The sequence below is a fragment of the Marinomonas aquiplantarum genome, from assembly GCF_003314975.1.
Taxonomy (GTDB): domain Bacteria; phylum Pseudomonadota; class Gammaproteobacteria; order Pseudomonadales; family Marinomonadaceae; genus Marinomonas; species Marinomonas aquiplantarum.
Genome location: NZ_QNRF01000005.1, coordinates 85267 through 102000 on the forward strand (window position 1 = coordinate 85267; position 16734 = coordinate 102000).

The 16734-nt window shown below is 39.5% G+C and carries 24 protein-coding genes; 19 read left to right on the top strand and 5 right to left on the bottom strand.

Annotated features, from left to right (window positions below):
* Positions 1-9 precede the first annotated feature (9 nt).
* On the bottom strand, positions 10-453 hold the full coding sequence (locus tag DFP76_RS10535) for a hypothetical protein (protein WP_113874607.1): 444 nt from the start codon (positions 451-453) through the stop codon (positions 10-12).
* A gap of 19 nt (positions 454-472) precedes the next feature.
* The gene (locus DFP76_RS10540; RefSeq protein WP_113874608.1) at positions 473-1258 is read right to left on the bottom strand and encodes a hypothetical protein; all 786 of its coding nucleotides are present in this window, start codon (positions 1256-1258) and stop codon (positions 473-475) included.
* 781 nt (positions 1259-2039) lie between these two features.
* On the opposite strand from DFP76_RS10540, the gene DFP76_RS10545 reads away from it, so the two are divergent.
* The 3 genes from DFP76_RS10545 to DFP76_RS10555 all read left to right on the top strand — a co-directional run bounded on the left by DFP76_RS10545 (position 2040) and on the right by DFP76_RS10555 (position 4068).
* On the top strand, positions 2040-2579 hold the full coding sequence (locus DFP76_RS10545; protein ID WP_113874609.1) for a hypothetical protein: 540 nt from the start codon (positions 2040-2042) through the stop codon (positions 2577-2579).
* Between the two features lie 51 nt (positions 2580-2630).
* Positions 2631-3479, top strand: a complete 849-nt coding sequence (locus DFP76_RS10550) for a hypothetical protein (protein WP_113874610.1) — start codon at positions 2631-2633, stop codon at positions 3477-3479.
* Positions 3480-3570: 91 nt separating this feature from the next.
* Positions 3571-4068 (top strand): hypothetical protein, encoded by a 498-nt coding sequence (locus DFP76_RS10555; protein WP_113874611.1) that lies wholly within the window; start codon positions 3571-3573, stop codon positions 4066-4068.
* A gap of 103 nt (positions 4069-4171) precedes the next feature.
* Here DFP76_RS10555 and DFP76_RS18115 read toward each other — a convergent pair whose 3' ends face one another.
* Complete coding sequence (locus DFP76_RS18115) at positions 4172-4318, bottom strand: hypothetical protein (protein WP_181799837.1); 147 nt, start codon at positions 4316-4318, stop codon at positions 4172-4174.
* A gap of 141 nt (positions 4319-4459) precedes the next feature.
* On the opposite strand from DFP76_RS18115, the gene DFP76_RS10560 reads away from it, so the two are divergent.
* The 10 genes from DFP76_RS10560 (at position 4460) to DFP76_RS10615 (ending at position 12279) form a co-directional block, all read left to right on the top strand.
* Positions 4460-5062 carry a Rha family transcriptional regulator gene (locus DFP76_RS10560; RefSeq protein ID WP_113874612.1) on the top strand — a complete coding sequence of 201 codons (603 nt, stop codon included), beginning with the start codon at positions 4460-4462 and terminating at the stop codon, positions 5060-5062.
* Positions 5063-5073: 11 nt separating this feature from the next.
* Entirely contained in the window at positions 5074-5883 is an 810-nt protein-coding gene (locus DFP76_RS10565) for a hypothetical protein (RefSeq protein ID WP_220150994.1), read from the top strand.
* Between the two features lie 127 nt (positions 5884-6010).
* Entirely contained in the window at positions 6011-6403 is a 393-nt protein-coding gene (locus DFP76_RS10570) for a phage tail protein (protein ID WP_113874613.1), read from the top strand.
* A complete protein-coding gene (locus DFP76_RS10575; RefSeq protein WP_113874614.1) occupies positions 6387-6596 on the top strand; it encodes a tail protein X in 210 nt (69 codons plus the stop codon). The genes DFP76_RS10570 and DFP76_RS10575 overlap by 17 nt, the downstream gene beginning before the upstream one ends.
* Positions 6597-6628: 32 nt before the next feature.
* Positions 6629-7606: a contractile injection system protein, VgrG/Pvc8 family gene (locus tag DFP76_RS10580; protein WP_245931917.1), complete on the top strand. Its 978-nt coding sequence runs from the start codon at positions 6629-6631 to the stop codon at positions 7604-7606.
* Between the two features lie 98 nt (positions 7607-7704).
* Positions 7705-8193: a hypothetical protein gene (locus DFP76_RS10585; RefSeq protein WP_147084199.1), complete on the top strand. Its 489-nt coding sequence runs from the start codon at positions 7705-7707 to the stop codon at positions 8191-8193.
* Positions 8194-8546: 353 nt separating this feature from the next.
* Positions 8547-8945, top strand: a complete 399-nt coding sequence (locus DFP76_RS10595; RefSeq protein WP_113874617.1) for a hypothetical protein — start codon at positions 8547-8549, stop codon at positions 8943-8945.
* A gap of 73 nt (positions 8946-9018) precedes the next feature.
* Positions 9019-9306 carry a hypothetical protein gene (locus tag DFP76_RS10600; protein ID WP_113874618.1) on the top strand — a complete coding sequence of 96 codons (288 nt, stop codon included), beginning with the start codon at positions 9019-9021 and terminating at the stop codon, positions 9304-9306.
* Positions 9307-9720: 414 nt separating this feature from the next.
* Positions 9721-11409 (top strand): hypothetical protein, encoded by a 1689-nt coding sequence (locus tag DFP76_RS10610; RefSeq protein WP_113874619.1) that lies wholly within the window; start codon positions 9721-9723, stop codon positions 11407-11409.
* 279 nt (positions 11410-11688) lie between these two features.
* The gene (locus tag DFP76_RS10615) at positions 11689-12279 is read left to right on the top strand and encodes a Rha family transcriptional regulator (protein ID WP_113874620.1); all 591 of its coding nucleotides are present in this window, start codon (positions 11689-11691) and stop codon (positions 12277-12279) included.
* A gap of 53 nt (positions 12280-12332) precedes the next feature.
* On the opposite strand, the gene DFP76_RS10620 is transcribed toward DFP76_RS10615, so the two are convergent.
* Positions 12333-12719 carry a helix-turn-helix domain-containing protein gene (locus tag DFP76_RS10620; RefSeq protein ID WP_113874621.1) on the bottom strand — a complete coding sequence of 129 codons (387 nt, stop codon included), beginning with the start codon at positions 12717-12719 and terminating at the stop codon, positions 12333-12335.
* A 120-nt stretch (positions 12720-12839) separates the two neighbouring features.
* Here DFP76_RS10620 and DFP76_RS10625 point away from each other — a divergent pair, with 120 nt between their 5' ends.
* Complete coding sequence (locus DFP76_RS10625; RefSeq protein WP_113874622.1) at positions 12840-13313, top strand: lecithin retinol acyltransferase family protein; 474 nt, start codon at positions 12840-12842, stop codon at positions 13311-13313.
* Between the two features lie 78 nt (positions 13314-13391).
* Here the strand turns inward: DFP76_RS10625 and DFP76_RS18120 are convergent, their stop codons facing one another.
* Positions 13392-13562, bottom strand: a complete 171-nt coding sequence (locus DFP76_RS18120) for a hypothetical protein (RefSeq protein WP_181799838.1) — start codon at positions 13560-13562, stop codon at positions 13392-13394.
* Between the two features lie 636 nt (positions 13563-14198).
* Between DFP76_RS18120 and DFP76_RS10630 the strand changes: the two genes are divergently transcribed.
* From DFP76_RS10630 to DFP76_RS10645, 5 genes are all read left to right on the top strand, one after another.
* Positions 14199-14480 (top strand): site-specific integrase, encoded by a 282-nt coding sequence (locus DFP76_RS10630; protein ID WP_147084201.1) that lies wholly within the window; start codon positions 14199-14201, stop codon positions 14478-14480.
* A 184-nt stretch (positions 14481-14664) separates the two neighbouring features.
* Positions 14665-15027 carry a hypothetical protein gene (locus DFP76_RS10635; RefSeq protein WP_113874624.1) on the top strand — a complete coding sequence of 121 codons (363 nt, stop codon included), beginning with the start codon at positions 14665-14667 and terminating at the stop codon, positions 15025-15027.
* A 245-nt stretch (positions 15028-15272) separates the two neighbouring features.
* On the top strand, positions 15273-15419 hold the full coding sequence (locus DFP76_RS18125; RefSeq protein ID WP_181799839.1) for a hypothetical protein: 147 nt from the start codon (positions 15273-15275) through the stop codon (positions 15417-15419).
* A gap of 1 nt (position 15420) precedes the next feature.
* The gene (locus tag DFP76_RS10640; RefSeq protein ID WP_113874625.1) at positions 15421-15840 is read left to right on the top strand and encodes a type II toxin-antitoxin system YafO family toxin; all 420 of its coding nucleotides are present in this window, start codon (positions 15421-15423) and stop codon (positions 15838-15840) included.
* A 174-nt stretch (positions 15841-16014) separates the two neighbouring features.
* On the top strand, positions 16015-16662 hold the full coding sequence (locus tag DFP76_RS10645; RefSeq protein WP_113874626.1) for a DUF4145 domain-containing protein: 648 nt from the start codon (positions 16015-16017) through the stop codon (positions 16660-16662).
* Positions 16663-16734 lie beyond the last annotated feature (72 nt).

Genomic DNA, 16734 nt, shown 5'->3' on the forward strand with positions numbered 1-16734 from the left:
GCTTAAGGCTTAGACGTTGGATGTTTTTTGCTGTGGTGTAAGGTCATTAACAATAATTGGTAAGTCGCGTAATATTTTTTTTACATTAATATTGTGTTGCTCTATTTCACGGACATCAATTTCACTATCAAGTAAATAGTCAGCTTTGCACCGCAATGTCTTTGCTTGAAGTAGCCATCGTGAAATGGTTCTCATGCGTTGAGCATTTTTTTTGTTGCCAGCAGAAGATGTAGGAACATTCTTTAATTGCTGAATTAAACGCTCATGTGAGCCTGTATCAGTATTTTCAGCTTGAGGTAACTTATCACCTAGCAATTTGCACTCATGATAGGCTGCGTAATAGCTCTTATGAATACAAGTTCTTAGGGCTTGGTTTTTATGTGCATAATCTTCAATAGTCGTTTCATTGAATAGGTATTTAGAAAACTCAATCAACTCATCCGTAGCTGTCATAGACTCAAATTCCTTATGGTTAGATAAATCTGGTCACGACTAGATCAGATATTTCGTCAAGGTGTTCCTGTTCAATTAATTCTTCAATGAAAAGGTCATTCAAATCTGATACTTTCATTGGATCATGCACAGCACCGAATGTAACTAAATTAGATAGCCAAACTTCGTATTCATCTGTGATTGTCTCAGACTGAACTGAGAAGTTCTCAATTTGGTACTTACTGAAAAAGGAATCTAAAAAGGTATTATATTCAACATACTGTTCAATCGAAATGTCTCTTTCTTCAAAAAAATCTAATAATGCTTTTGAAGCGTAAGCTTGATTTTCATCAACTGTTAGATTAAGTCGCGACATATATGGCTCCAACTTTACAAGATATTGATCATACATTCCTAAATATCTATATATTTTTTCTAGCTCTCTTACTGCATTTATTGACGGCGGATTACAGAATGCTAATTTTTCAAGGATCGCAATTGCATCCTTAGTTTGCCCCATCATCCTTAATCCCATTGCATAGTTAAGGCTCACAGTCTCATTTTCATTACAACTTAAAGCACTATAGTATGCTTCATCTAGTTTAGCTCTATCTGCACAAGCCGTTGCGAGCATCATTTCAGCAGAGTATCCAACAAATGGCGCAGAGTTAATTAATTTAGCAACCTCATGCTCAATGTTCTGAGTCATACGATGTATCGTAAACTCATCGCGTTTGCCAAAAAAACTTCTTGCGAATGTTAGTTCATCACATAGAGTTTCAATCTCTTGAAGCTTTTCTGAAAAGGCTACTTGTGGTTCTGACATTAATAAATTTCCAAAATACATGCTGATCAAAATTTCGCCGATAGTACCAGCTTAGATCATGTTAGTGAACTTAACAGTGTCTAATAGTTGGTATTTACGACAACTTAACTCAAAAAAATACATTTCTTTGCATATCTAAGATTGATAGATGATGGAGGCATTCAAGCAAATTTGAGACTGCATCATAGCCATGAACTCTTTGTTTTCCATCGAAAATGTATGTTGAAAAGTAGATCTAGACATAATTGAATGGGCCATCCTAGCTTTATATTTGGTGTGTTTTTGCTTAACTTTGAAGCCATCTTACATAGATAAATGGAGTTGGTCACTACTTTGTTTCAAAAAATATCATTGAAAATCGTCCGGATTTGCACCCGGCATGATGGGCAACATGGACGTGGCGACAAGGGCGGATGGGAGCTTGACTGACAAACGAACGAGTTAATGTCTAACCTGATCTACCGTTTTGGTAGCTCAGGTTGGCTCTTTCTAAGTCGCTTGTGCGGCGCTAAATGGGGGTCGGTGAAATGCAGCCCCCCATAAATGCTTTAAAGCACCAAGGAGGAACGAATCGTTCCTCCTTGTAACCATAGGTACAGGGAATGGGCAACATGAACGTATCCACAAGGGCAGATGGGGCTTGACGGATAAGCGGGGGAATTAAGTTAGAAGTTGAGGTGAATTGCTGGTGTTGAAATCTGAAGGTATTAGGTATCATTAGATTTAATCTGAGAGTGGTTGTTTTTTAATTTATGGTTGTTTAGAACCTAGAGGAGAATAAATGAGTCGCGAAATTCATGAAATGGACAAAAGGTGTGTAAACAGGCATAACGAATTGGCTAAAAATTTTAATGTTATTAGTAATCAGCAGGCTAGAATGGTTAATAATGAAAATATAAAATTAGCTAAAGAGATGTTTACGCATTCTTATGAAAAAGGAAGCTCATATAGTAATTTGATAATAATAGCTGGATATATTGGTTTTTTTACTTTGTGGGGGAGTTTGAGGAAAGAATTACCAAGCTGGGCTATTTTGGTTTCTGGGTTTTGTATTTTATTATCTTTACTTATTTTTATATGCTTTGAGCTGTATAAAATGATTGAGTTGTCGATTAAAATGAATCGTATTTCAAAACGCCTACAAAACTCATTTGAAAATACAATTGCTGAAGTTAAAATTATTGAAGAAAATAGTGCGCTAAGATCTAGTAGAGTATGGATATATACTCTTATACCAACAGTTTTTTTTGGTCTGAGTGCAGGTTTTGTTTTGTTGTATTGTTTTGTATCTGAGTTTTTGGTTTTAATTTTAAGTAAATAAAGGTTTTTAACATGTGTGTCCTGATAAGGTTGTTAGGCATGAGGAGATAGTGTGAACCTAAACTCTGCAGAGATAGAAACGATTGGCTTATGTATAAGTCTTGAAGCGATAGATGAAGTAGTGAATCATGCTCTGCTAGATATTCGTACCAGTTCAAAGAACCCTGAGAACGCTGAAGTCTATTTTAAAGATTCCATACACCGATCATTATTTTTAATACGCTTCTTAGATTTTTCAGGAGAATCTGGCGATAGTAAATTAACAGGTGTAACTGGCTCTTGTATCAAAGTTCTCAAACATGCGTGTGAAAACAAGAATTTCAATATTCATGATAGTGTGGGTGAGCTGGATGTCGCATTGAAAAACCTAGATGACTGGTTGAACTTCAAGTTACCACTGAAGCTTTGGTTACCTACATTAGATCTCGAAGCAACAATTAATGTATCGAGGTTTGATTTTCTGTATATCGCAGGAAATCACTCAAAGCATAATATTTCGAGGTTGACTGGCGTGTCTAAAAAGATACATAAGGTTTTAGCTGAGCACAATTATGATGTACCTTTGGAGGTAATACCTCTTGCGCTAGAGGATTTTCAGGAACATCTATCAGAAAACTATTTCATATATTATGGTACATGGATGGTTCAGCTTTTGAATGATGTGAGGTGGGGGATACAGAGGTACTTAGAGCCAATGTATAGTGCTTGCTATAAACAAGGTGATGATGGGGGCTCATATCAATATGAATATCCTCTAGACCTCCATAGTGAAGTTGCAAAGCAATGGTTTTGGCGTTTAATGAATCACATTCGGTCTAACCCATATGTGAATAAATTTTCTGCACCTTATTATCTAAAGGGTCAAAGCTCATTGGAACGGGGGGCTAGCGACTATGTCTAGTCATCTTATCTAGCGACATATTTTGCTGCGCTTGAAAGAACCAAGCTACACAAAATATACCTGTTAGCAGTCTTTAATATATTGGAATCCCATGATTAGTTCGCAAGAAATTTCTGAAATAGTAGAAAATGGTCGTGAAATTTTAGATATAATGCCTCCTATGCATGGAGGGTGTTTGTATATCAGTGCTATGTTAGTTGCAATGATTAATGATAACACTGAATTAGATGCAAAGTTAGTAACTGGAAGTTTGGTTGTAGAAGGTAAAACTATATTTAGCCATTCAAATATAGCCGGAATATTTTCTACTGGTAATGATGTTTTATCTAGTTGGGATGGACATGCTTGGGTTACTGTTTATGGCATTATTTTTGATTTTTCAATATTTAGAACTATCTACTCTGACCAAACACCAAAAAATATATCTGATCTTTTTATGAAAAAATTTGATGATGTTTCTTATTTAATTAGTCAACCTAACAAACTAAATGAAATAGGTGTGATTTATAATCAATGTGAGGAATTAACTAGCTCAAATGTTACTTCTTTAATACAAAGCGCTGATAAGCTGGGTTTAATAAACTACTAGCAGGGTGCAAAACAGGACTAAAACAGTTTGTTACTCACCAGACAAAGCATGAGAGTTTAGGGGCAGATGAAAGCCAGCAGTGTTTCATCTGTCCCATTATGACTTAATTTGATTTCTGAACATTGACCCCACCCAAATCTTGATCTACCATTCTCCTTGCACTGGCAAATTCCAGTGCTCGGGATTGGCGTTCCGAAATCACAGCGGATACAGATGCCGCTTTAAAGCGGTTTTTTTGTGTCTGGCGCATAGCTTTCCTGTTATGGGTAAGTTGTGCGGGGCGTCTTCGGACGCGCCAGCCCTGTGACTGGTACGCCAACCCGTATAGCTTGCCCACCTTAATTGGCGTTGAGGTGGTCTTACTTATAAGGCAAATCACAGGAGGCCAAATATGGCTACGGACATTATCTCAAGCAATGACGCACCCGTTGTACAAATCACTAACGATCAAATCACCACCACTTCGACTGATCTCGCAAAGTGCTTTCATAAGCGCCATGACAACATATTACGCAAAATAGAAAACCTAGAATGCAGTGCAGATTTTCATGCCCTCAATTTTGAGGAGATGATAATTGATGTGGAAGTAGGTAAGGGCGCAACTCGTCAAGATCGAGCGTATCGCATCACCCGCGACGGCTTCGTCTTCTTGGCCATGGGCTTCACCGGCACCAAAGCCGCCCAATTCAAAGAAGCCTACATCAACGCGTTTAATCAGATGGAAAAACAACACAACGAGCAAAAACACCTTCCCGCGACCACCGACAGTAACGCGGTCGCAGAAACGGACAAGTACCAACTGCTCAACAACATCGTGTCGTCCATGAAACTCACCAGCAACCCAGTCGTCTTACCCGCGAGTGAAATCACCGACATGATACAAGCCATCCGACTCTACCAAACCCAAATCGCCCAGCTCCGCACCCCCGACTGGGTAAACGACAACATCACCCGCGTCAAAGACTACGCCCAACGCAACTTCGTAGACTTCTAAGCGGTAAGCCTTTGCAGCAAACAAAAGCAAGCCTGCGAAAGTGGGCTTTAGTTGTTGCTTTTTCATGGGGTATAGGGATAGTTTTACGATTGATGAATTTAAGAGTTGAACATGTTTCATACAAAATTATCTATTTTGGAGATGTAATGGTTTCTTTAAAGGGAATCTTCCCTATGGATCTTCGATATCCGGGTATTGAGATTAAAGTTGAGTTAATTGTTTTACGTGCATATCTTTCTCAAATGGAAAAAGGCGTGAATTCAGTCTGTGAAAACTACATAATGGAAGAAGAAAAAACATTTAAAGATGCTGAGTACTATGAATATCAGCATGTTTATAATATAGCTGAAGATGAACTCCCACGAATTATTAGAATGCCATTCGTGGTTTCGATATATGCTCTTTTCGAAAATTCGGTTGAACGATTGTTAGATTATGCAAAGATAAAAGAAAATAACGAGCTATCTCTTAAAGATATAAATGGAAGAAGCCCTTTATCTAAACAAAATAAATATATGAAGCATGTTTTAGGATATGACTATCAGTTTTCCAGTGCGATCATGAATAAAATAAATAATATATCTAAAGTACGGAATTATGTTGCTCATGCTAATGGTAATATTAGTAATATTAGTAAAGAAAAAATTATAGAATTAGAAAAAATTGCTGATGAAGTTGTCGGTCTTACAGTTGATCCAAAATTTATTGATATTTCTTATGATTACTTGATTCATTCTATGGAAACTATTGAATCAACTTTGAAGGATTTAATGAACTACATGGAATCTAAGTATGGTATTGGCCAAACAGTAAGAAATTAAAATTTAGCGTTACAGCAAACGTCAGATAACCCCCTGAACCTCTGCACCCCAAACCAAACACCCCCAAGCCCATCCTTCTGATGGGCTTTTTCGTTTCTGTCTTTCCATTTTTATCTAAGGAGTAATCATGCGTCAGATGATGTCGCTCGGTGGTTTTGTGTTTTCGCTGAGCGAAGGCACGCCATACGAGGGTTTGCAGCGCACTAGCGACGGCGGTTGGGTCGCGGTGGCGCGATACGGTCAAAAGCCGATGAGCCAAAACACCGGCCAACAGTTGGAAAACATCACCGTCACAGGCACGTGGTTTCAAGGGGAGGGCATGACCAATCTAAATGCCTTGCGCACCTTGCAAAGCAAACGAGAGCCTTTGGTGCTGGCCGATGGCTACGGCAACAACTTAGGCCAATGGACCATCAAACGCTTGCAAGAAAAACAAGATAAGATCATCGACGACGGCACCGCCTTCGTCCTCGCTTTCACCCTAGAGCTAGAAGAGTACGCCAATGACAACCATCCGTAGCCGCGACGGCGACACCATATCCAACATTCTGTGGATCGCCCTAAAACGCAATGACGACGAAGCAGAAGAAGCCTTGTTCGAACTCAACCCCGGCATAGAAGCCTACGGGCCGGTGCTTCCCGCTGGCGTTGTGATCCAAATCCCCACCTTGTCAGAAAAAGCAGCCGAGACGGTAACCAACATATGGGACTAGACAAACCATCCAACTATTTGCCAAGAGTGCGCGTGAGCGGAGCAGGCGAGCGCATCATCAATAACCTCCTAACCTTGTGGGAGCGCATCGACGCCGCAGGCACGCAAAGCGACCAACTCACCTTGCACATCGACACCACAGGGCAAACAGGCTTGCCCAAAGAGGGCGCGGTGCTCACGTGGCAAGAAGGCTACGGCGACAACCTGATCGACAAAGGCCAGTTCAAAATTACCCGCATCGTGCCGAAGCTGTTTCCGCCCAGCGTGACCATAGTGGCGACCGCCGCACCGTTTCAGGTGGACGACAACACCGGCTTTAAAGAACGCCGCACACGCACCTTCGAAAACGTCAGCCTTGCCGACCTGTTCCGCCACGTCGTCACGCCCCACGGATTCAGCCCACGGGTGGCCAAAGAGTTTGAAAGCCTCACTATCGAACACCTAGACCAAATCGACGAAACCGACAGCGCCTTTCTGGCGCGTATCGCGCGGGAACGAGACGCCATCGCCAAACCCGTCAACGACCTGTACGTACTCGCCAAGCGCGGCCAGGTGAAAACCATCACAGGGCAAGCCATCCCGCCTGTAGTGGTGACCTTGCCAAGCAACAACGCCCCAAGCGAACAGGCGCGCTTCATCAACGCCCAACTCGACAGACCCAGCCGCCAGCGCATAAAAGGCGTAAAAGCCAACTGGACAAACAGCAACACAGGGGAAGAACACACCGTCGCCGTCGGAACCGCACCGTTCAAAAAACTACGCCAAACCTACGACAACCAAGCCAACGCAACCCAAGCCTGCCAAGAAGAACTCATCAAAAACCAACGCCAAGGCACCAGCGTACACCTAGAACTCCCCGGCAACCCCAAACTCGTTGCCGAAGGCATCCTTACCCTAAACCACACCTTCCCAGCCGAAATGCGCGGCAACTGGTCCATCGATAAAGTCACCGCCCGAGGCGACAGCAAAGCAGGGTACAGGTGTTCGGTTGTGGCGAGTGAGGTGGTTTGAGGGGTTTTTATTGGCAGATGGTGTGAAAGTGCTTAGTATCAAAGAATAAGGGTTTATAGCCAAGAAATAGCAGGCTGTAGGTAAATGACTAAACGCGCATGCGCACTATTGAAATAAGCATGAAAAAAATGAGTCATATCGAAAATGTAATGGGATTATGGAAGGAAGGTTTTCTCACAAATGAGGACGTTATTGCTTGGGCAGACCAACAAATTCTTATTGAAGACGAGCCGTCAGAGGCATTAATGGACTTATCAGTAAAAGGACCAGAATTTTGCTCTAAAAAGCCTTGGTATGAATTTCCTTCTGCTAAAACCTTCTCATTCTCTGAATCATTTGCATTGCGTGCTTCTAAGTTAGATATTGAAAACAATACAGAAATAGAGTGCTTTATAGAATGGCTTATAGATGCCTCCATGTGTGAAGATTTAGAACTCCCAGAAGTCTCTTTCGGATATAACGTTGATCATTATGCGTGGAATTTTCAGCTAGCAATAAAGTATTTTAAGGAAAACATTCAAGAACTATTACCAAATTGTCGGGACCGTGCAAATAGTTTAGGTGCTCAATACTTAATAAAGCCATAGTAGAATTTTGAGGCAAATAAAAAATAATACTTAATTTTTATTGATTCTAAATAACTCCGCCAAAGCTACGACAGCCAACCCAACGCCAAGGCACCAGCGTACAACTAGAACTCCCCGGCAACCCCAAACTCGTTGCCGAAGGTATCCTCACCCTAAACCACACCTTACCACCCGAAATGCGCGGCAACTGGTCCATCGACAAAGTCACCGCCCGCGGCGACAACAAAGCAGGGTATCGGTGTTCTATTGTTGCAAGTGAGGTGGTTTGAGGTTTTTTTATTGGCAGAAGGGGGGAAAGTGCTTAGTATCAAATGATCACGATATCAGCAGCTTACGTTAAAAGGGAAATGTAGATGGTAGGTGAATCTAAAAACTTAAGTGAAGGGATTACTCCCGAAGAACTGCATAAAGATAGAACTATGAAGCTAATATCTTTTTCTATAAAGAAAAAGACCTTTTCTGTTGGAGAGGCTTTGAACGAAACTGGAATGGGTTTTTCAGAATTTGTAACGACAGGGCAAGCTATTTATACCCTCGATTCCAATGTTTCGCATGAGATGGACTCTAGTGAAGTTCGAAATTGGAATTTAAAACCGGATGCATTGTTTGGTTACATGGGGCTCATTGAATTCGAGCACTCGGTGAAGTCAGCACAACAAGCCAAGAATATTGCCATATGGTCAATCTTTATTTCAGGTATTTTGGCTGTGGGATCATTGGGCACCTCTTTATATAGTATCTTTTTTAATTGATCGTATAGAATTATAGAAACTGTAGAGATAAATGGGGCTGAGCCCCTTAATTGCTTTCAGGAGTGCAGATTAAGTGAACGTAGTAGAACACAGTCCGGCGGCATGGTTTCTCTTGGAACAAGATGACGAGTACTATATCGATGTAAACTGTAGCAGTGGTTTGGTGGGCTTCTCAGTTCTCGTTCAACTCAATGGCTCTGAGAAAACGAATTATAAGAATCAAGGGGTTGAATTTATAAATGGTTTGGCCGAGGTCATTGCAGATAAAGCCGAGTTAAATCATCCGCGAAACATCAAAAACAATGAGCTCCTGAACATAGTTCATGAGTCAATAATGTCATGGAAGCAGTTACAAACATAACTATAGAATTTGGAGAATTTGGGGGCAGATGAAAAATAGCGCCTAATCTTCATCGGCCTCAAAAAACTGCGCCAAACCTACGACAGCCAAGCCAACGCCCAACAAGCCTGCCAAGACGACCTCATCAAAAGCCAACGCCAAGGCACCAGCGTCACCCTCGACTTACCAGGCAACCCCAAACTCGTTGCCGAAGGCATCCTCACCCTAAACGACACCTTCCCACCCGAAATGCGCGGCAACTGGTCCATCGACAAAGTCACCGCCCGCGGCGACAGCAAAGCAGGGTATCGGTGTAGCGTGGTGGCTACACAACCTGCCTGATTAAATTATTGTGATATCGCTCTGAATGGACTTTTCAATGCTGTGCGAATCTTGTACTTTAAAGATTGTGTAAAAATTGCTTAAGGAATGGCTGTGGACAAGCATGATTCAGAAGATACAGAGAGTGTAGAGAGTAAAAAGAGACATCAATTACATAAAGAGTTCCTTAAAAAAACAGGAAGCTATTTTATTAATTATGTTTATATAGTTCTTTTTTTGGAAAAAGAACCAAAACATCCTCTCGTTAAGTTTTGTGCGGCAATTACCCTGCTTATAGTTATTTGTTTAGGTGTTTGGCAGGTAATAGAGGCTAGGAAGTCTAACGAAATTGCAAGTAAAACATTGGAGTTGACGAATAAAGTGTCAGCATATTCTATTTTAGCTGATCCGAATACAAGGTCTGATATTTATTCTGAAGCTTTTAATATAGTTTCATCTTATAGAAATGATATGAATTTAGATATAAGTAATAGAAGTCTTGGTGGCCGATATTCTTTGAACCTAGAGGGTGGGGAATCACTTTTAAATATATTCAATTCTTCTTTAAAATTTAACATTGAAGATGTGTCGAGTTCTTTTATTACCTCTTATAAATCTAAAATCAAAATTGGCAATAATAATAATAATTTTTCAGGGTATTTATTGAATGACACCGAATTACAGTTAATTGGGGTTTGTGGTTATAATCAAGATTTTAAGGATCATCTTTATCCGGCAAAAAATTGCAATAATTATAATATTGATTATTTTGATTTTTCATATATTAATGATAGCAATGTTGCTATAAATTATATTAAGAATTCTATTGTTGATATTCAGTCTGGCTCAGCTTTTTGTGAAAGTGAAAAGTTATCTACCTTAAAATTATGTGTGAAAAAAAGTGTCAACTCCATATCATTTAATAATAGGGATGAACATGCTAACTATAATTTTACTGTTAGTTTTGGAAATAATTTAATAATAAGGTCAAATGTTTTAAATAAGCCTGAATTTGAAAGATTTAGATATAGAATAATTAGTTCTAATAAAATAGTTTTTTTTAATGAAAATAATAATTATGAATTTTATGCTTATAAGTCTAAGGTTGTTTATAATTCTTTTCAGATTGATGAGGCTGAAATAATAATTGATGATTCTGTTTTCACTCTAAAAGGAACGTCGTCTAATTTTTTGTCAAAGGTTATGGGTATTGATTATTTTTTACATAGTGTCACTAATTGTATTTATATGAAAAAAGAAATATATAGTAGATATATGCGTCGATATGATGTCAGTCAAGATAGATTTAGATGTGATTATTTGTATTATAGAGATTTTGATTTAAATGATTTGAGAATAGATGATTATATTGATCGAGTAATTAATAAAAAATATGATGGTGTTATTAATTTAGATGATTTTAGTAAAGAGTTGGCTGAAGTGGTTCTTGATCAGGCGAGAGCTTTTGATTTAAAAGATAAAAAAATTAAGTCTATTATCAATTCAAAAATATCTATCTTTAATGCTAGTGAGTTTTTGGCTCAAAATTATTATTTTAAAGGCACAACAATTAGGCTTAGGAGTCATTTTTTGAAATTTGATGTTGTAAATTCTATTTTTGACGATAATTCATTTATAGAGTTTGAGTTTCATTTGGATAAGGAAGATCCAGATTTATTTTGTAAAAAAATAAATTTATTATTTTCTAATAAAGAAAAGTTTAAAGGAACTAATTTAAAAAGATCAAATATTAAAATAATTCCAGAAGAGGCATGCACTTTGGATGAAGGGCTTTTTCAGTAACGATCTAGCCATTGACCCCTCCCGCATCTTGATCTAGTATTTCTCTTGCACTGGCAAAATCCAGTGTCGGGAATCTCACCCCGTTTTACCGAAGCGGCCTAAAACACGCACCGCGTGTTTTTTTGTGGCCGGAGTCCGCCTGTTATGGTGGGTCTTTGTTGGGCCAGCTTCGGCTGGGCCGTTCCTTCGGGCGGTTGTGAGATCCTGATTTAGACCCACCACCCATTGAGACTCTCACACTCAAGGAGTGGTCAATAAACTGACCGAAGGAGGCCACAGATGGCTGATAAACAGATTGCTCATAATGCTCCATCCGTTCAAATTAGTAATGATCAAATCGTTACGACTTCTACCGACATCGCCAAGTGCTTTGGCAAGCGTCATGACAACATTTTGCGTAAGATTGAAAGCTTGGATTGCAGCGCTGAATTTAACGCCCTCAATTTTGAGGTGGTTGAATATGAAGACGGAAAAGGGGAGTTGCGCCCTATGTATCGCATCACTAAAGATGGTTTCGTCTATTTAGCGATGGGCTTCACCGGTGCAAGAGCCGCTCAGTTCAAAGAAGCCTACATAAAAGCCTTCAATCAAATGGAAAAACAACTCCACGAACAAAAACACCTTCCCGCCCCAGCCAACCAAACACACCACTTCCAAGACCTCGAAAAATACCAAGTCCTCAACAACATGATCAAAGCCATGAAACTGGAAAGCAACCCAGTGGTGGTTCCCTCGAAAGAACTCGTCGACCTTATTCAAGCTGTGCGTCTGTACCAAACCCAAATCGCCCAGCTCCGCACACCCGACTGGGTAAACGACAACATCACCCGACTAAAAGACATCACCCAACGTAACCTCGTTGATTTCTAAGCCATAGACACAACAAAGCCCACCAAACGGTGGGCTTTGTTGTGCTTTAAGAATTATCTACCTGAAAGAAGTGCCATCACAAGTGCGCCTAATGCCGCACCAGCAATTACTTTGCCTGTCGTATCTGATGATTCGGACTTTGACGCTTGAGTGGTGTTGCCCCGTATCTGAGGTTCAACGGCATAGCCTTGGGCTTTAAGTTCCTTTGAATACGTTTCAATTCTACCAACAATATCTGTCATTGATACGTTTAGCGCGATGGCTGCTTGATACATTTGATCAATACTAAATGTGGCTTTACCAGCCTCTAAACGGCTATAGCTCGCCTGAGACAGCCCCATTAGCTCTGCCATCTTTCCTTGCTCAATACTTTGTTGTTTACGTAAGTTCGAAAGAACCACGCCCAATATTGCTGAATAAGTAACTTTTTGAATGCTCATGTGCACACCATAACACAAATGGAATAAATTTGTTTACAACGATTTAATTTAGGTTTAAGGTAGCGTTTTACGTAAAACGTAAAACATTAAATTAAACCTATATTTATAAGGATATCTTAAATGGATTCAAAAATTAAACCGGGTGATAAGTTATATCGCTCAAAAAGCATCGTTGAACACAGCGGTGTGTACCTAGGCAACAACCAAGTGGTTCACAACTCACCGTCTAACCATACTGAAGTTGTGGGGCTAGAAGAGTTTGCTGACGGTAAGGCTGTGAAAGTCATTAGCAACCAACATACTGATGTAGGCGAGCTAAATGCGAGAGTGCAGACATTATTAAGCAAAGAGACTAAATATCAGTTGTTCTCTAACAACTGCGAACAAGTGTCTAGCTTTTTACTTACAGGGAAAAAATACAGCCCTCAGATTGCAGCTACTGGGGTTGGATTTGTTGGTGGATTTGCTGGAGCCTACATTTCAGGAGGAAAACCAAATATTAAAAGTGCATTAATGTTTGGTGCTTTAGGTGCATTGATTGGATGTCTAGTCAGCAATGCTACTCGAGAATATGATGATGTAATTACTCAATAAAGTTTCTGCTCGTCGGCCTCATTTGGTTCTAAGGCTACGCAAAATTAACAGTCTTGCGTAGCCTTCCAAATACTGCTTTTAGCAATGTGCAGTATTGTATTGCCGTTCCTTATTTAAAGCCTCTTTCAACTCGTCTTGAAGCTCTTCAAGGTGCTCAGCAATAATGTGCTGGTTTGATTCTGGTAACGCTGAAATATCAGCAAGTGAAATGCATTCCAAATCTCTGAGAAGTACCTTTAAACTTTCCATGTCGTCTCCTTTATGGGTAATTTGCTCATTCCTTGAGCTTTTTAATCATTACATATGGAGTGCGTTTTTTGAACAAAAAGGCGTGAAATTCGAATGAAAGAAAAATCGAAATGCTAAAAAAATGCTAAAGAAAAATGAAGTGGAATATATCTTATTGAAATAAAAAAGGTTTTCTAAAAGTATGCCCAATCCATCATGGGTGCGACGGAGAAGCGTCGGTCTAGTGTATCGCTTGTGTTATCTGACGTAGCGTCAATGGTATTCAAAGTGTCTGCTTGCATTTAAATGATCGTAAAAAGTAAAAGTGGTGACTTATGGGGCATTGCCCCAAAAGACAGCAATAAATGAGTGTCGTTATTATGTCATAAAATTACAGGATTGGGATACGGCTAGTTTTCCCGAGAGCGAAGAGAAAGACGAATTGGTCGTAATTTATTTTCAGTTTTGTGAAGGGAGGAAGGAGGAAGCGTTGTTTACGTTCTTAAAGGGAGTTCTAGATGACAAGTTAGTTTTATTTAGTTCATCACTGGTGCTAGAACAGTCAAAACCTGCCTTGCCAAATGGTCGCACTTTTCCACCAACATGTTGGAATGGTACCTGCCCGCCGAGAACACCAAAAACGGCAACGAATGCCGCTTGCCCATCACCCAACAGGCCATGGATCTTATCGCCAGCTTACCCAAACAAGGCGACTACGTATTCAGTGCCAACGGCACCAGCCACGACATACGCAAACTCGCTCGTGACAGCTGGCAAGACAAGAAGAGCAGGGATCGACTGGGCTTTCTTGTAATGGAAAGAGGGGAAATGTTACTCAACCACGAACGGGACGGACTGGACAAACGCTACATGCACACCCATTCGAGAGAACAGATGCGCAAAGCGTTGGGTATTTGGAAAAACAGAATAGATCGTTGAATATTGTTTTTACTTCGGAGCTGAAAATATAGTCGACGCTTTGTCTTCTTATGCTTCAGCAGGGGAGGAGCTATGTTGAAACTGCTTGTATTCTCATTTAGTCTTTCTTTGCTATTAAGATTGATAAATCAATTTTTAATAGAAATAATCTTATATTGGATGCTTTTACACTAAGGAAAAAATTATGTACAAAATAAATGGGGTTTTTCTTGTTGCTTTATTAGTTATAGCAGGTTGCAGTAGCTCCCCTTTTAATAAAGAAAATCGGTTCTCATTGAAGGAATATGAAGATGATTTATTAATAGAGTGTATGAAAGGAGAGAAACTTATTACGGATGAAAGCAGGAGCAAAGAGGATGTTTGCCGTGACGTTAGCCATGCTTTTATGATTGCAGCTCGGGCAGGATTCGAGGAGAATGGCGAATTAGTAACAAAAATTTGTAAGAGAAAGGAAGACTTCGATCTGTGTGTATACAATCTTCAAAAAAGACATTATAACAAACATCTTCCAGGCTTTATCAGTAAATTTAATTCTCCTTCAGAGTAGTGCCTAACAAACTAGAGGTGATTCACTATTCACTGGGTTAGGTGGTTTCTGATTAAGTGTTGAAAGCCGCATTCGTGCGGCTTTTTTGGGATAAGTAGTCACACAAATTGATGAGTTGGTATTAACATAAATTAATCGCTTTAACCATGTTAATACTTTTAAACAATTGTGCTTTTTAAGCTAGCTTAACTATTATAAGCATTGACGGTACCGTCAAAGAGTAAAATAGTTGAGAGATAAACCTTATGCCTTTACCTAAAGCAAGACAAGAAAAGCCAAAAGCGACCGCGAAAGACGTTAAGTCTGCTGCTGCCGTTGGAGACGCTGCGTTTGCTTACTTCAAGAAGCATGGGTCTTTTCCTACTTCCAAAGAGCAATTAGCTAAGGGATAGCTTGCCTATTGTTCAAACCACTTCCTTGTTCAGATTAGCTGATAACTGGGAACTTCATAAAAACTCATTTGAGTCCTACAAGCTTTATGGCAGGCTTCCTGACTACTTTGGACGGGATGCAGAACTAAGCCATCCTACTGTATATCATATTCACCTTGCAGTTACTGAAAAACTCGCTAAAGAATGGTCAAAGCGTTACCCCAGAATAGATCAAGTTCGCTATCGAACGACTAAAGCGGGAGACCCCGAGAACGACTATTGGCTCATTTATGCCTATGATGATCTTGATGATAAATACTTACTGTTAACCATAATAGGTCCTGATGCACATAATGATGCTGAATGGCGGGCTTCTCTAACCACTCTTTACATTCAATTCGTTGAGCCTTGGATCAATGGCAAGTTGGATGATGTTATCTAATTAGCTGGTTATAAAAACGCTACATGCACACCCATTCCAGAGAACAGATGCGCAAAGCGTTGGGGGAGTGGGGGAGGAAGTTAGATAAGTCTTGTATTAATAAAAAAGTATACTAAGATCAGTGATTTAAAGAAGGTACTTCACTTTAAAATTCAATATATATGGAGATTAGTTTTGCTAAACAAATTATCGAATAGATTTGATGAGTTATTTAAAGAGGTTCCATTATTAGAATCTACAATTGTTCCTGTTGATGGTGGTTACTATAAAATGGATGAAGCTGCCCTCTTAGTTTGGGAAGTGAAAGTTAAAAGTTTGCTTATAAGCTCTTGTGGTAAGGAGTCTATTCATTATTCTGAATTTCTTGAGGCAAAAAAAACTCATCAATATGAATCGACTTCTGATGTATTTAAAAGATTGCAGAGTGTTTTTATTGCTGCAATGGATGATTATAAGGGTGGTTTTTTAACATCAATAAAGAACTTAATTCAAGCTGATGTTTTTGATAGTGAGCTTGAGCAAGCTAATGAATTACTTAATAGTGGTTATAAGCTTGCTTCAGCGGTGATTGCTGGTGTTGTTCTAGAAACAGCTCTTAGAGATCTTTGTGTTCGAGAAAGTATTCTTACTGGAAAGTTAGATAAAATGAATGCTGATCTCACTAAAAAAGGTGTTTATAATAAATTGCAGCAAAAAAGAATCACGGCTTTAGCGGATATCCGAAATAGCGCAGCTCATGGTAAACCAAATGATTTTTCTGAAAATGATGTAAAAAACATGATAAAAGACATCGAGCAATTTTTAGCTGTGCAGTTAGCATAAAGGTTCATGTTCTGATTATTTATTTGATTTTTGGTTTTTAATTTAATGAATTGGTTTATTTAACTTAAACTA